Origin of the sequence: Candidatus Uabimicrobium amorphum (assembly GCF_009002475.1) — a bacterium.
Lineage (GTDB): Bacteria > Planctomycetota > Uabimicrobiia > Uabimicrobiales > Uabimicrobiaceae > Uabimicrobium > Uabimicrobium amorphum.
In genome coordinates this window covers 1977939-1991779 of sequence record NZ_AP019860.1, presented here as the reverse complement: position 1 = coordinate 1991779, position 13841 = coordinate 1977939, and the positions used below count along the sequence as shown (strand labels likewise).

General features: G+C 39.7%; 15 protein-coding genes. 7 read left to right on the top strand and 8 right to left on the bottom strand.

Features of this window, described 5'->3' with window-relative positions:
* Positions 1 to 5: 5 nt before the first annotated feature.
* Complete coding sequence (locus UABAM_RS07065) at positions 6 to 1238, top strand: hypothetical protein (RefSeq protein WP_151967297.1); 1233 nt, start codon at positions 6 to 8, stop codon at positions 1236 to 1238.
* 1 nt (position 1239) lies between these two features.
* Positions 1240 to 1902 (top strand): hypothetical protein, encoded by a 663-nt coding sequence (locus UABAM_RS07060; protein ID WP_151967296.1) that lies wholly within the window; start codon positions 1240 to 1242, stop codon positions 1900 to 1902.
* 6 nt (positions 1903 to 1908) lie between these two features.
* On the opposite strand, the gene UABAM_RS07055 is transcribed toward UABAM_RS07060, so the two are convergent.
* The 3 genes from UABAM_RS07055 to UABAM_RS07045 are packed head-to-tail and all read right to left on the bottom strand — an operon-like array spanning position 1909 to position 4094.
* Positions 1909 to 2541 (bottom strand): lysophospholipid acyltransferase family protein, encoded by a 633-nt coding sequence (locus UABAM_RS07055; protein ID WP_151967295.1) that lies wholly within the window; start codon positions 2539 to 2541, stop codon positions 1909 to 1911.
* Between the two features lie 9 nt (positions 2542 to 2550).
* Entirely contained in the window at positions 2551 to 3498 is a 948-nt protein-coding gene (locus UABAM_RS07050) for a phosphatidate cytidylyltransferase (protein WP_151967294.1), read from the bottom strand.
* Complete coding sequence (locus UABAM_RS07045) at positions 3498 to 4094, bottom strand: CDP-alcohol phosphatidyltransferase family protein (protein WP_151967293.1); 597 nt, start codon at positions 4092 to 4094, stop codon at positions 3498 to 3500. Before UABAM_RS07045 ends, UABAM_RS07050 begins: the two co-directional genes overlap by 1 nt.
* A 119-nt stretch (positions 4095 to 4213) precedes the next feature.
* Here UABAM_RS07045 and UABAM_RS07040 point away from each other — a divergent pair, with 119 nt between their 5' ends.
* A complete protein-coding gene (locus UABAM_RS07040) occupies positions 4214 to 4783 on the top strand; it encodes a TetR/AcrR family transcriptional regulator (RefSeq protein WP_151967292.1) in 570 nt (189 codons plus the stop codon).
* Positions 4784 to 4787: 4 nt separating this feature from the next.
* Here UABAM_RS07040 and UABAM_RS07035 read toward each other — a convergent pair whose 3' ends face one another.
* Both UABAM_RS07035 and UABAM_RS07030 read right to left on the bottom strand, forming a co-directional pair.
* A complete protein-coding gene (locus UABAM_RS07035; RefSeq protein ID WP_151967291.1) occupies positions 4788 to 6032 on the bottom strand; it encodes a DEAD/DEAH box helicase in 1245 nt (414 codons plus the stop codon).
* Positions 6033 to 6429: 397 nt separating this feature from the next.
* Positions 6430 to 6864: an RrF2 family transcriptional regulator gene (locus UABAM_RS07030; RefSeq protein ID WP_151967290.1), complete on the bottom strand. Its 435-nt coding sequence runs from the start codon at positions 6862 to 6864 to the stop codon at positions 6430 to 6432.
* A gap of 242 nt (positions 6865 to 7106) precedes the next feature.
* On the opposite strand from UABAM_RS07030, the gene sufB reads away from it, so the two are divergent.
* The 4 genes from sufB to grxD are packed head-to-tail and all read left to right on the top strand — an operon-like array spanning position 7107 to position 10915.
* Positions 7107 to 8543, top strand: coding sequence for a Fe-S cluster assembly protein SufB (gene sufB / locus UABAM_RS07025; RefSeq protein WP_151967289.1), 1437 nt, complete (start codon positions 7107 to 7109; stop codon positions 8541 to 8543).
* A 4-nt stretch (positions 8544 to 8547) separates the two neighbouring features.
* Positions 8548 to 9306 (top strand): Fe-S cluster assembly ATPase SufC, encoded by a 759-nt coding sequence (gene sufC, locus UABAM_RS07020; protein WP_151967288.1) that lies wholly within the window; start codon positions 8548 to 8550, stop codon positions 9304 to 9306.
* A gap of 10 nt (positions 9307 to 9316) precedes the next feature.
* Complete coding sequence (gene sufD / locus UABAM_RS07015; protein WP_151967287.1) at positions 9317 to 10585, top strand: Fe-S cluster assembly protein SufD; 1269 nt, start codon at positions 9317 to 9319, stop codon at positions 10583 to 10585.
* A 12-nt stretch (positions 10586 to 10597) separates the two neighbouring features.
* Positions 10598 to 10915, top strand: a complete 318-nt coding sequence (gene grxD / locus UABAM_RS07010) for a Grx4 family monothiol glutaredoxin (protein ID WP_152021970.1) — start codon at positions 10598 to 10600, stop codon at positions 10913 to 10915.
* A 204-nt stretch (positions 10916 to 11119) separates the two neighbouring features.
* Here the strand turns inward: grxD and UABAM_RS07005 are convergent, their stop codons facing one another.
* The 3 genes from UABAM_RS07005 to UABAM_RS06995 are packed head-to-tail and all read right to left on the bottom strand — an operon-like array spanning position 11120 to position 13831.
* Complete coding sequence (locus UABAM_RS07005) at positions 11120 to 11581, bottom strand: YaiI/YqxD family protein (RefSeq protein WP_151967286.1); 462 nt, start codon at positions 11579 to 11581, stop codon at positions 11120 to 11122.
* A 47-nt stretch (positions 11582 to 11628) separates the two neighbouring features.
* On the bottom strand, positions 11629 to 12345 hold the full coding sequence (locus tag UABAM_RS07000) for a metallophosphoesterase family protein (RefSeq protein ID WP_151967285.1): 717 nt from the start codon (positions 12343 to 12345) through the stop codon (positions 11629 to 11631).
* Between the two features lie 52 nt (positions 12346 to 12397).
* Entirely contained in the window at positions 12398 to 13831 is a 1434-nt protein-coding gene (locus UABAM_RS06995; protein ID WP_151967284.1) for an efflux transporter outer membrane subunit, read from the bottom strand.
* Positions 13832 to 13841: the final 10 nt, after the last annotated feature.

The window sequence follows — 13841 nt, the reverse complement described above, 5'->3', positions numbered from 1 at the left end:
CCGCTATGAATAAAACGACAACATTAATAATAATTTTTTTAATTAGTAGCTGTTATGCCGACATTGTCCATTTGAAAAATGGACGATCCTTAGAGGGCAACGTCGTAAATAAAAGCGACAGTATTGTCCTGGAGACGGTACATGGCTATCTAGAAATTCCCAAAGATCAAATTCGAGAGATTGAAAACAGTAAAACAGTTTGGGAGATTTTTAACGAACGCAAAGCCAACCTCACCGAAGATGATGCTGAAGGATGGTTTGCGCTTTATTTGTGGGCAAAAAAACAACGTTTGTCACGAGAAGATCTTCTCATTGTTCTCGATCAAACAGTTCAAGCTGATCCGGCACACGAAGATGCCAAAAACGAAATACTACACTTACTTACTATTGATGAAGAGCGCGAAAAGAAGAGAGAACAAAAACGTCAGCTCAAAATAGAAAGAGAAAAAAAGCTACGCGAAGAACAGAAAATCAAAGAAGAGGAACAAAGAAAGCAACTAGAGGAACAGAGAAAAGTAAGCCTAGAAAGAAATCGCGTTCAATTTGGACTTTTGCCAATAGAGTACCAATACAACACCAAGACGTTGACCGACTTTGAAGACTTTATCGATGAATTGTACCTACAGCAGCATTCCTTTCCCGTGGAAAGATTTGCAAATCGCGGAGGACTCAATCTACTTTTTAGCTTCATATTCCGTAAAGCACAACAAGCAGGGTTTTCCGTAAATGATGCGCGTGCTTTGGCCAATAAGTATAAAAATATTGCGTCTGTGGGTGGAGATCGTGCGTTCCAAGTTTTTGACCGTACATTTTTTACCATTATTCGTTTGGAGACGCAGCGAAATCCGAATCGTCGAAGACCAGCGACAAATCGCTTTCAAATTATTAGAAATCGTGGGCTGTTCTTATTTGCTTTGCGGTTTGCCGCTAAAGTGGCAAGCGGTGGAAGTAGTGCTGATGGTGACTTCAATAGTGCCTATAGTTTTTTATTCTTCAAATTTAATAGGCGCACAGGACTTGGTTTACCAGAATATTTATCGTATCGTTTGGCAACAAAATGTGCGGCAATCATTGCTGCAGGTGGCGGGGTAATTCGTTTTCGTGATGCTTTTGGCTTTCATGTGCGGCAGTTTCGTACGAAGCGTCAGACGATTCGCAATGCTGTTATACCAGCCGTACGAGAAGCACTGAGCGAAGTGCAGCATCCACGTCGATTTTTTAGAAGAAGACGCAACTAGAATGTTTTCGCGTTCGAAAAACACCCACTATGTGGTGCGGCCAACAATTTTGGCCATATTCTTAGCCTTTAATTTACTACAATTGGGAATTTTTCTTGTCGCGCAAAATAGTTTCAATCTTGCGAGCATCAAACTCCATGAAATATCCGACGAGGAAATGGATGAAATCGAACAAGTCGAAAAAACCATTACCCACCTTCAAAGTGATTTTACGGTAGAAAAACTAACAAAGGATTTTCACAGCGCACATTTGATGCGCGACCGTAAAATACACTTTTTAGCTGCGTTGGTCTGCGGTTTACTTTTGATGATACTTGGTAGTATTTCGATCTTTTTTTTCGTAAAAAACTGGCGTATTTCTTTTCATGAATTACGCCGGTTGGACCCCCAGGTGAAAATTGTTTTCAAAGTAAGCTTTACCAGTAAGGTTGTTGGTTGGTGCACAACGATCGTTGGTAGTGTTATTGTGATCACATCGGCGTTGGCCTTACGTGAATTGATTTACTACCGCGATGAAGCATGGTTCACGGCCTTTATGAACTATGAATGTATGACTCACTTGGCAAGCCATTATCATTCTACCTTATTTTTAGGTATCATATGCCTATTTTGGGGAGTTGTCGCAACAATATTCCATTGGTGGAAACCGCATAAACAACTATAGTACCACTCATTCCCACTCCGGAAAATGCCCCTGTTTTTGCAAATCTTCAATGGATTTGCGCAGCGAATCCACAAATGACTGCTTTTCTCCATTCCACTTTAGCGCCTCTCCTATAAATACATCACAAAAAAACGGTACGGGAATAAAAGAACCTTTGGGTAATGTCTTGCCCAATCCGTGCATATAAACCGGGCAAATGGGCATTTGTGGATATTTTTGCGCAAGACGTGCAATACCTGACTTGAATTCCGCCATTTGTTCAGGTTTTCCTCGTGTGCCTTCGGGATATAGTATGAGAATTTGCTGTTTTTCAATAGCATCATAACATGGCTGTAAAAGGTCTTCGTCCTTCGTTGATCGAGTTCTTTTAATGGGGATTATTCCCAAAAAGTTTTTGCTCAACCAACTGAAAACGGGATTTGAACAAAAGTAATCGTACGCGGCAACAGGACGAACCTTGCGTAATAATTTTTGCGGAGCAAGCGTCATAAGTACCAAAGTATCCAAATGACTATTGTGATTTGCGACGATAATGGCTGGACCTTTTTTGGGAAAGCGCTCGTAATTGCGTACATTTAAACCTAGACCGATCAGAATAATTGGTTTTACGCATAAATAAAAAAATATGTGCTTTAACATTTTTGATTCCTAGAAATTGGGAAGCACAAAAGAGGTAAAATGAAAAAATAATGGCGCTGTGTAAGTTAGGCTGTCAAGGCGATCGAGGATACCACCATGTCCAGGAACAAGCTGGCTCGTGTCCTTGATTCCCAAATCTCTTTTTATCGCGGACATTGTTAAATCACCTAGAAAACCCGCAAGTGCGATAATTGCTCCAGCAATAATAGACTCTCTTACACTAAAAAAAGTCAAAAAAGGTGCGAGAAGCCATGCGAGGGCTATTGTGGTCGCGACACCTCCCAAAAAACCTTCCCATGTTTTATTTGGGCTTACCTTGGGAATGACCTTGTTACGGCCAAATGATTTTCCCCAGATAAACTGTGATACGTCGTTTAGCTGTGTTAATATGACCAAATAAAGTACTAACCCACCTCCTCCGGCATTGGGATTAAAGTCGTTGGGAAAAACGAGCATATATGCCATATGACCAATAGTAAAAGCGGTAATCATAAGTCCCCACTGTAACGTTCCAACGGCTTTCAAAAAACCACTGGTGTCACCAATAAGTACCATTTGCGCTGCGAGCCATAAAAACATATACACGGGAATAAATATAATAAACATATCGTACCAGCCCATCATAATCCAGCATGTTTGTATTGGTATGGCCATATACGCCCAAAATATTACGCGACGATCCACACGCCTTGTAGGAATGATCGATAGAAATTCTTTAAAGGCGAGAAAACTGACAAAAGCCATAAACCACAACGATATACTTTTGTCGAGCGTCATCGCCAAGGCAAAAACACTTGCCATAACCCACCACGATCGAATGCGCATTTGAAGTTCATTATAATCTTTTTGTGGACGCAATTTTTTTAGTAGAAACGTAATCAAATTGGCCACAATTAAGAGAGCAAAAATTCCCCCCATCATCCATAATATGTTTTGTGGTATTTTGGATAAATTCATTACTTACACTCCTTCAAGGCATAATATGCTCGATTAAAGATTGTCCATACTAAAAGTAGCACAATGACAATGAGAATACCGAAAATCCAATTTTGTGGGAGAAGCTCGAAAAATACAAGTATGGCAAGAAGACCGAACACAAATGCACGGTCACTTTTTCCCATTGGGCCATCGTAACGACGGCTGGCACCGATCTGCACAGCAACAACTCCCATCATTTCCGACATAACGGCTAAAATAACAATGGTGATGATGGTAAAAGACGAAAATCCACTGACCCAAATAAAAGGTAAGTACAAAGCCGTATCAGAGACAACATCGCCCATTTCGTTTAGTATGGCACCAAGTTTACTCTGCATATTGTGCTCACGAGCTAACATTCCGTCAATGGCATTGAGTGCCATGCGCACAAAAAGGAATATCGGTAGAATCATTAGACCCAAAGAAGGCCTCATGTACATAACAAAACCCACAGCACAAGAGAGTAGCATTGCAAGAACAGTAACTTGGTTTGCGGTAACACCTATACGCGCTAGACCCCGTGTAATAGGACGCAGTAGGTTTTGGAATTGTGACTTCAATTTATAAATGCTCATAATTTTCTCCCCAATATAAATAATGAATGAATATTTATTCATTTATACGTGATTATAGCATCTTTGTTTGTTAAAATGAATAAAAATATTTAGCAAAGGTGTTTTTGAGGAGGACAACAATGGCAAGGCCGATTATTAAAAAAGATATTATTATACGTGCGGCATTGGAAGTTTTTACAGAAAAAGGGGTGGACGGAACGACTATTCAAGATATCGCCAGCCGTGCAAATGCCGCTGGCGGTACATTGTATCGTTATTTCCGCAGTAAGGAAGAATTGGCGCAGAATATCTTTTTTGAAAATTTAGATATTTTTGTGTCGCAATTAGACAGTATTCTTACCGACGAAAAATGTATCCAAAAGCGTCTTCGGATTATGGTGGATACATTTTACGAGTTTTTTGAGAACGATCAGGTTCTGTTTTCTTATTTGCTATTATCAGAACATAATTTCGCAAAAAGAATGAAATGCGACCAGCGGACTCCTATTGATGTTATTATAAAAGTCATTGACGACGGCAAAGCTAACAAAGAGATTCCCGAACAAGAAAGTAGCGTTTCTGCCGCCTTTATCTACGGAGCTGTTGTCCGTGTAACATTTTTTAAAATTTATGGTCGCATTCAAAATGATATCCGCATTTATAAAGAGCGGATTGTTGCAGGTTGTTGGAATTTTCTGCAAATGAAATAGTTAATTATTTTTTGTTTTCACGCCTTCTTGGATTATACTGCGATTTTCCCTTTGCGTGGTTTTTGTTTTTTTGATTGTAATGTTTGTTTTTATTCTGATTTTTGCGATTTTTGTTTGCGTACGGTTTTGAATTTTCTGATCCCACATGGATCAGCTTCAATTTTGAAGAAATCATTTTTTCTAAATGTTTCAGACAAGATAAATCACTACGAGTAACAAAACTCGTTGCTAGGCCACTAGATGTCGCACGTGCTGTACGGCCAATGCGATGGATGTAATCTTCGGCACTACTTGGAAAATCGTAGTTGATTACATGCTCTATATTGGCAACATCAATACCGCGAGCAGCGATGTCTGTGGCAACCAAAATATTGTATTTGCCGTTGCGAAAACCTTCCATGGCCATCTCACGCTGTGATTGTTCGTAGTCACCATGTAAACGAGCTACATTTTTGTTCAGTGCCGAAATACGGCGAGCGAGCTGGTCTACTTTTCTTTTGGTTCGTGCGAAAATTAAAATTCGTTGAGATTTCTGACTCAAAAGGTCCATGAGAAGTAGTAACTTTTCGTCTTCATTAACGCGAAATAGTTTTTGTTCAGCGCGTGTCGCAGGAGTTACTCTTCCTATTTCTATGCGTTTAGGGCGATGCATGCTGCGCCTAACAAAATGTTCAATTTTTTTGGACATAGTTGCTGTGAACATCATCGTTTGGCGTTTTTTGGGTAATACATCTATGATTTGTTGGATTTGTGGTAAAAAACCCATGTCGTGCATGTGATCTGCTTCATCAATGGTTAGGATTTCAATTTTTGAAAGATCAACTGTGCGCGAAAAAATGTGGTCGATGAGTCGACCAGGTGTGGCAACAAGTATATTTGGCCATGAGCCTAAAGCTTTAGAGTCTTCTTTAATAGATGTGCCACCAACTAAAAGAGCGACGCGTGCACCGCTTGATTTTCCCAAATTTGTGATAGTCTGCGCAATCTGTTGCGCAAGTTCACGTGTTGGTGCAAGTACCAAAGCTGCCATGTCCATGTTATGAGCAACTTTTTGTATGATCGGCAATGCAAAGGCGGCCGTTTTGCCTGTACCCGTTTGTGCTAAACCGATAATATCTTTTCCGTCTAAAGCGGGCGGAATGCACTTTGCCTGTATTGAGGTAGGAGTCTTGAACCCCATTGCCGCAATATCTTTTAGAATGTTTTTCGTTAAATTGTAATTATTAAACGTTGTGTTTGTTTGTTTCAAAAGGACCTCTCTTATACAAAATATTTAGGATATAGTCACATCTTTCAATGAGGGTAGTCTCCTGCATAAATCTAAATCGGTTGTTTTCGAGTGGATGTACCCTGGATTTAAAATCAGGTTTATGGAAATTCTTGAACAATTTGGAGTTTTGCGTGAAAAAACTGACTTTAAATTTGCTTTGAGGTAATTTGCAAGATGTTTTGAGAAATGAAAGAACAAATTGAATTTAACGAGTGATCAAATTTTGAACAGAGGAAATGTGTTGTTTTCTAGATAAAAAATTTTTAATGATTATTTGAACCACAATTAAATTACAATTAAATTTTTTATATCTTAATTAATATTTGAAATATTTGCAAACAAAAAATCTTTTCAGTGGCACGGAGCTAAGGCTATCCTATATCTTTTCTGAGGTTTCACGTAGATAGTTCTTGTTCTGTAGATCTTGAAGAGTAATCGAACTAAAGAAACTACTGAGTTCGTCTTGCAACGATAACATACTACCCTTTATATTGCACTCAATGTTTTGTGGGCATTCGCAGTCACTACTATCTACACAGTCAACGATTTTCACTGGTTTGTGTGTGGCATTGATAATCTCAATAACACTTATATCATGTAGACATCTCGTCATTTTGAAACCACCTCTAACTCCCTGTATTGATTCTATGACGTTTTTTTGGGCAAGGGCATGTAGAACCTTGCGTAAAAGTTCTTTGGGGATCGAAAATTTCTCGGCAATTTCTCTTACAGAGCATACCTGTTTATTATTTTCCGACATATGCAAAAGTGCCATAATTGCATATTCCGTCTTCTTATTAAACTTTAACATGACAACATACTCTTAAATCTGGTGAAGTGCGGATAAATTTATTTATAATAAACTTGACTAATTTAGTCTCATTTAGATATAATATAACATATTAATATTTGCTTTTAAATAAAATTCTCTTGATTTTAAAAGCAAAATTCAGTAATAACTACTTTCACCAAAAAAATTTTACCATAAACGAGACCTTTTTAGTCCAGTTTAAAATTACAAAATAATACTAAAATTACAAAAAGAGATTTGATATGTCTAAACAGCAAATAGAAGAACTTGCTACAAGAGAATATAAGTACGGTTTTCATAGCGACATTGATACCGAAATAGCTCCTAAGGGGTTATCGGAAGATATCGTACGACTTATTTCGGAAAAAAAGCAAGAACCTGAGTGGATGTTAGAGTGGAGATTGAAAGCTTTCCGTCATTGGCAGACAATGACCGAGCCTACGTGGCCAAATGTAAAATATCCACCGATTGACTATCAAGAGGCGTACTACTATGCGGCTCCTAAACAACAAAAAGCATTAGAAAGCCTGGACGAACTTGATCCAAAAATTAAAGAGACGTTTGATAAACTGGGCATTCCGTTGTTAGAGCAAAAAAGACTTGCTGGAGTAGCTGTAGATGCGGTGATTGACAGCGTATCCGTTACCACAACTTTTAAGGAGCAGTTGGCGGAAAAAGGCATTATTTTTTGTTCTTTCTCTGAGGCATTGCAAGAGCATCCTGATTTGATCAAGAAATATATTGGTAGTGTCGTGCCTCATACAGACAACTATTTTGCGGCACTAAATTCTGCGGTATTTAGCGATGGATCTTTTTGTTACATTCCGAAGGGTGTAAGATGCCCCATGGATCTATCGACATATTTTCGCATCAACACTCCAAATACCGGACAGTTTGAACGCACCTTAATCATTGCGGAAGAAGGTAGTTATGTGAGCTATCTAGAAGGTTGTACCGCGCCACGTTTCGCAGACAATCAGTTACATGCTGCGGTAGTGGAAATTATTGCTCATGAAAGTGCTGAGGTAAAATACTCTACAGTACAAAACTGGTATCCTGGAGATGAAAATGGTGTTGGTGGAATATACAACTTTGTGACCAAGAGAGGAATTTGTCACCGAAGTGCAAAAATTTCATGGACACAAGTGGAAACTGGTTCGGCAATTACCTGGAAATACCCAAGTGTTATTCTCAAAGGAGATAACTCTGTCGGTGAATTTTACTCCGTGGCAGTTACCAATAATTACCAACAAGCGGATACCGGAACAAAGATGATTCATCTAGGAAAAAATACCAAGAGTACGATTGTTTCTAAAGGTATTTCGGCAGGGAAAAGTCATAATTCTTACCGTGGTTTAGTAAAAGTGGCTAAGTCGGCCGACAAGGCACGTAACTTTTCGCAGTGTGATTCTCTTCTCATCGGAGACCGTTGCGGTGCACATACGTTTCCATATTTAGAGATACACAACAAAGGTGCTAAGATCGAGCACGAAGCCACAACCTCAAAAGTTGGTGAAGATCAGTTATTTTATTGTGCCCAACGTGGAATTGAGATGGAGGACGCCATTGCCCTCATCGTAAATGGTTATTGTAAAGAAGTATTAGAAGAACTTCCTGTGGAATTTGCTTTGGAAGCGCAACAGCTTCTGAAAATTAGTTTAGAAGGTAGTGTAGGATAGAATTATGTTAAAAATTAAAAACTTGCATGTATCTGTAGAAGGTAACGAAATACTACGCGGATTAAATTTAGAAATTAACAAAGGCGAAGTACACGCGATTATGGGGCCAAATGGTTCGGGAAAAAGTACTTTAGCGAATGTACTTGCGGGAAAAGAAGATTACGAAGTAACCGCAGGCGAGATCATATATAAAGGAGAAGATTTACTAGAGATGTCAATAGAAGACCGTTCACGTGAAGGTATATTCATGGCGTTTCAATACCCTGTGGAAATTCCTGGGGTAAGTATGATCAATTTTCTAAAAACCGCTTTAAATGCAAATCGCGAGTACCACGAGCAAAAAAAGATGAGTGCCCGTGAAATTCTAAAACTAGTGCGTGAAAAAGCAAAACTCGTTGAGGTCGACGACGAATTTTTACGTCGCGCAGTAAACGAAGGTTTCTCTGGTGGTGAGAAAAAACGCAATGAAATTTTGCAAATGGCTGTCTTGGGATTCCAATTGGCGGTTCTGGATGAAACGGACTCTGGATTAGATATTGATGCCCTACGCATCGTTTCTGAGGGGATCAATCAATTGCGCGGCGAAGACAACGCTTTTGTAGTTGTTACTCACTACCAAAGATTGCTTGATCACATAGTTCCTGACTTTGTACACGTTTTGTACAATGGTGCTATTGTGAAATCAGGAGATAAAAACTTGGCATTGGAATTGGAAAAAGAAGGTTACGCTTGGATAAAAGAAGAGGCCGCCGCCGCTTCATAAGAGGGATACCATGAAAACAAAACAACATTTTATTTCCATTTTCGATGAGATGGCGAACGAAGATGCATTAAAAGATATTCGCAAACAAGCAATTGATACATTTTCGCAGTTGGAGTTCCCGACAAGACGCCATGAAGAATGGAAATACACAAATATAAACCCGATCATTCAAAAAAGTTACACCGTAGAAGAAAATTGTAGCGTTTCTCAAGAAACTATTGATGGATATATACTGGGAGAAACTCCTGGAAACATATTGGTATTTGTCAACGGGATATTTAATGAAGAACTCTCCCATATCGAAAATAGTGAAGAGATTATTGTATCTAATGTGAAAGGTGCGCTACAAAAGCACGGTGAAAAAGTCACTCAGTTTGTAGAAAACACGACAGACAAAGAACAAATATTCTCTGTACTAAATACCGCTCTCTTGCAAGATGGTGTTTTTATTCAAGTACCAAAAAACAAGGTAGTGGAAAAACCCATTTTTGTGGTCAATGTTTCTGATAGCGAGCAACAATTCATTCATAATGCCAAAAACATTATTGATGTCGGAGAAAATAGCCAAGTCAATATTGTGGAGACTTACCGCCATGGCAAAGACAGTGCGTATTTCAACAATATCACTACTGACGTATTTGTCGCCGCAAATGCTCATGTACAGCACGTACGTCTGCAAATGGAAAGCAAAAAAGCGTATCAAATCACTACTCTGAATATTCGTCAACAAAAAGACAGCACTTACACTTCGGTGAGCGTTGATCTGGGGGGAGCGATCGTACGAAATAATATCAATGTAGACTTACAAGACTCGAATATCGAATCGAATCTCTACGGCCTATATCTTGGAAAAGATGAACAGCTGATTGACAATCATACCTTTATCGATCATGCAAAACCTCATTGTAATAGTAATGAACTTTACAAAGGTATTTTAGATGATAAAGCACGCGGTGTGTTTAATGGCAAGGTACTGGTAAGGCAAGATGCGCAAAAGACCAACGCTTTTCAGTCAAATCAAAACATACTGTTAAGTGACAACGCTGGGGTTGATACCAAGCCGCAATTAGAAATATTCGCCGACGACGTAAAATGTAGCCACGGTGCGACTGTGGGAGAGCTAGACGAAGGTGCAATGTTCTACCTACGTGCCAGAGGCATTGGCGAAAAAGAAGCGCACTCTTTATTACGCCAAGCGTTTGTGGGGGAAGTATTGGAGTTTGTAAAACAAGATTCGCTACGCGAAAAACTAGAAGAAATAGTAATGAGTCACTTTTAGAAAGGGTGAATGATGAGTCGCGACGTACAACAAGAAATAAAAGAAACTGTGGAAAGCAATGAAGTTGTACTGTACATGAAAGGTACAGCTATGCAACCAATGTGCGGCTTTAGTGCACAAGCCGTAGCGATTTTAAAAGCTTGTGGAGTAACGAATTTTAAAGATATCAATGTACTAGATGACGATTTGGTTCGCCAAGGAATTAAAGATTTCAGTGATTGGAAAACTATTCCGCAATTGTACATCAAAGGCGAATTTGTCGGTGGATGTGATATCATGGGCGAAATGTACAAAAGCAACGAATTACAAGATATGCTGGGTAGCGCGTAAGTAAGAGTTTGTTTGCAACAAAAAAATGAAATAGATTTGAATGCGATGAATGCCATCTTTGTTTTCACAAAGATGGCATTTTTTTGTTCTTAGGTATAGAAATTCTCTGGTGTAGGGATATGCTAGTATTTGGTGCCCCCACAATCGGCTTCGCCGATTACTCCCCCACTGGGCCCCTGTGGGGCATCGCATACCAACGAATTCCTATTTATTTCGTTTCATTTTTTTATAAATTTTTTGAATGACTAGATCTAAACTTTGCAAAAAGCGCGAACGGTCTTTTTTTTGAAAAGGAGCGGGACCACGTGTCATCATACCCGCTTCACGTAGTTGAGCTTGTAAATCTCTTGTGGCAACGGCGTCTTTGATATTGTCGTCGTCAAAAATGCGTCCGCGATGACTAAGAGCATAGGCTCCTTTATCTAACGACCGCGAGGCAAGAGGAATATCGGCGGTGACAACAATATCGTTTTCTGCTACGTTATCAACAATCCAATCATCGGCCGCATCTAAGTCGTCGTTCACCATCACAAATTCTGCCCATGTGGTTTGTGGCGTTTTCATCCAAGTATTTGCGACAAGTACAACGTTTAATTTATAACGTTGGGCAACGCGATACACTTCCTGTTTTACGGGGCAACCATCTGCATCTATAAATATTCTCATGCTATTCTTCTCTAACTAGTAACGGTAATGGCAACTGTGTAAATGAATCAAACACCGCGTGATAAACGTTCCGCAAGTAATTCGTGAAAACCAACGCTGTGAATTTTTTGTTGTGTGGTATTGATATTATAGTGAACGCGAAGAATAGATACAATACCACGGATTTTGTCATAAATAACACCACAAGCACGCGGGTCTCGGTCTCTTGGATTTCCTACGCTTCCAACATCAATAAGATAGTGATGATCTGCGTCGATGTATAGTTGTTGTTTTCTGACGCAGTTTACCGGAAAACCAGCAAATACCAACGGGACATGGTTACAGCCCGTAAAAATAAGTGGCTTTTTTGTCATTGCTGTACGCGCATCGACGACTGTTTGTACGTAATCGAAATACTCGGGGTGTTGTGGGTGACCATGTGAAAATAGTATGTTGTCGACTGTGTGTTGTAAAGGCAAATCGTGTAAAAATTTCATATTCTCAGGTGTCAATTGCCTCTGGGTCCATAACATAGCTTCTTTTAAGATAACACTTCCCCAGTACGTCATCTCCAGGAGGCCGGCGGCGGTATAGTCGAGCATACCTGCTACGGTTATAAAATTTTGTTGCTGCAATAAATCTATGCATTCGTTGGGATTCGCCGCTTGTCCTACGATATTTCCCAAACAAATATATTCCGTCACATGGTGTTGCTGGAATGTTTCTATGACCGCGTGAAAAGCTTCTAAGTTGCCACAAATATTACTACAAATTCCGTAGCGCATTTTTTTCCTTTTTCATCATGGGTTACCATTTCATACCTAAATTTCCAAGTACCTATCGTGTACTCTTTGGCAAATACCATCCTCCCCCCAATGCTTTGTACAATATGACCAACTGTAAACAAAGGTTTGTTTCACTTCTGACAAGCTGACTTTCTATATTGAGTTGACTTCTTTGAACATCTAAAACTCTAAGGATGGGATCAATTCCTTTTTCAAACCTTTGTTGGGCAATGTCAACGGCAGAGTTCACGTCTTGTGCCGCCTGTACGAGATGATTGCGACGTACCTCCTCTTTGCTAAAATTATCTATCGCATTTTCCGTTTCTTCCAGTGCATTGAGAACAGTTTTTTGATAAGAGTATATTCTATTTTTTGTCGTGGCGTCGTTTTGGTCAATGCGCGCAAGCACTCGTTGAAGATTGAGTATTTTCCAGCTAATGGAAGGTCCAAAGTTGGTTTCTAATGCCCCGGCAGTGAGCCAACGACCGAAAGCTGTTGCGATAAAGCCAATAGAACCTTTTAAAGTTACCCTGGGAAAAAGATCCGAGTACGCTAAATTATATTCGGCAAAAGCCTGCATTAACTGTTGTTCTGCTTTTTGGATATCCGCTCGTCTGCGTAAAAGATCGGTGGGATTTCCCATGGCGATGCTCTGCGGTATGTCGGGCAGTCGCTTCTCTTCACGTAATCTTGTAAATAAAGAGGTGGGAATGTCACCGGTTAAAACACTGAGCCTGCGAATGGATCTCGCAATATTTGCTTCGATGGTTGGTATATTTGCTTCAATGAGTCGTAATTCTGATTTTGCTTGTTTGACATCTAAATCTATTCCTAGGCCACTTTCAAATAAATCTAAAGCTGTGGTGTAAATTTTGCTTTGGTTCTCCAGGTTGCGCTTGGCAATTTGCAAAAGATACTGCTCACCTCTCAATATAATGTAATTTCGTACTATTTCTGCGGTGATTGTCATGGAAATAAGTTCCAGGTCGGCAAGCGCTTGTTTGTTGATGGCCAACGCTCTTTTATTGTTTTGCGCTAGCCTTCCAAAAAGATCCACTTCCCAAAACGCATCTAAACCCACATCATAGAGATTTATGTCGAGTTCTTGCAAATCACCGAAAAACCCTTCTTCGCTGAGTTGTTGGCGTGTATAAGAGGAGCGTATATCCATAGTTGGTAACCCGGCTGTTCCCGCTTCTTCGACTATGGCGCGCGACTTGAGAAAGTTTGCCATGGCAATCTTGATGTCAAAATTGTTTTTGAAGCCCTTGTTCACTAGATATGTTAGATCATCGTCTTTGAATTGCGTCCACCATTTGGCCACTGGTTCACTTGTTCGAAATTTTTGCGATTTTGACGTCTCCATGGCAAATTGTTTTCCTAGTTTTTGCACCTGTGGCATGTGTGTCGTGGCACTTTGCTTTTCAATCGAACAACTTAATAATAAAGTCGCAACGACAAAAAGAGATATATTTTTGATTTTCATGTTGTGAACT

Excerpts from the sequence above, each read along its gene's own strand:
- UABAM_RS07000 (WP_151967285.1), bottom strand. The coding sequence starts at position 12,345 with ATGCGCTACGGAATTTGTAGTAATATTTGTGGCAACTTAGAAGCTTTT.
- UABAM_RS07065 (WP_151967297.1), top strand. The coding sequence starts at position 6 with ATGAATAAAACGACAACATTAATAATAATTTTTTTAATTAGTAGCTGT.
- UABAM_RS07050 (WP_151967294.1), bottom strand. The coding sequence starts at position 3,498 with ATGAATTTATCCAAAATACCACAAAACATATTATGGATGATGGGGGGA.
- UABAM_RS07055 (WP_151967295.1), bottom strand. The coding sequence starts at position 2,541 with ATGTTAAAGCACATATTTTTTTATTTATGCGTAAAACCAATTATTCTG.
- UABAM_RS07045 (WP_151967293.1), bottom strand. The coding sequence starts at position 4,094 with ATGAGCATTTATAAATTGAAGTCACAATTCCAAAACCTACTGCGTCCT.
- UABAM_RS06995 (WP_151967284.1), bottom strand. The coding sequence starts at position 13,831 with ATGAAAATCAAAAATATATCTCTTTTTGTCGTTGCGACTTTATTATTA.
- sufB (WP_151967289.1), top strand. The coding sequence starts at position 7,107 with ATGTCTAAACAGCAAATAGAAGAACTTGCTACAAGAGAATATAAGTAC.
- UABAM_RS07040 (WP_151967292.1), top strand. The coding sequence starts at position 4,214 with ATGGCAAGGCCGATTATTAAAAAAGATATTATTATACGTGCGGCATTG.
- sufD (WP_151967287.1), top strand. The coding sequence starts at position 9,317 with ATGAAAACAAAACAACATTTTATTTCCATTTTCGATGAGATGGCGAAC.
- UABAM_RS07005 (WP_151967286.1), bottom strand. The coding sequence starts at position 11,581 with ATGAGAATATTTATAGATGCAGATGGTTGCCCCGTAAAACAGGAAGTG.
- sufC (WP_151967288.1), top strand. The coding sequence starts at position 8,548 with ATGTTAAAAATTAAAAACTTGCATGTATCTGTAGAAGGTAACGAAATA.
- grxD (WP_152021970.1), top strand. The coding sequence starts at position 10,598 with ATGAGTCGCGACGTACAACAAGAAATAAAAGAAACTGTGGAAAGCAAT.
- UABAM_RS07030 (WP_151967290.1), bottom strand. The coding sequence starts at position 6,864 with ATGTTAAAGTTTAATAAGAAGACGGAATATGCAATTATGGCACTTTTG.
- UABAM_RS07060 (WP_151967296.1), top strand. The coding sequence starts at position 1,240 with ATGTTTTCGCGTTCGAAAAACACCCACTATGTGGTGCGGCCAACAATT.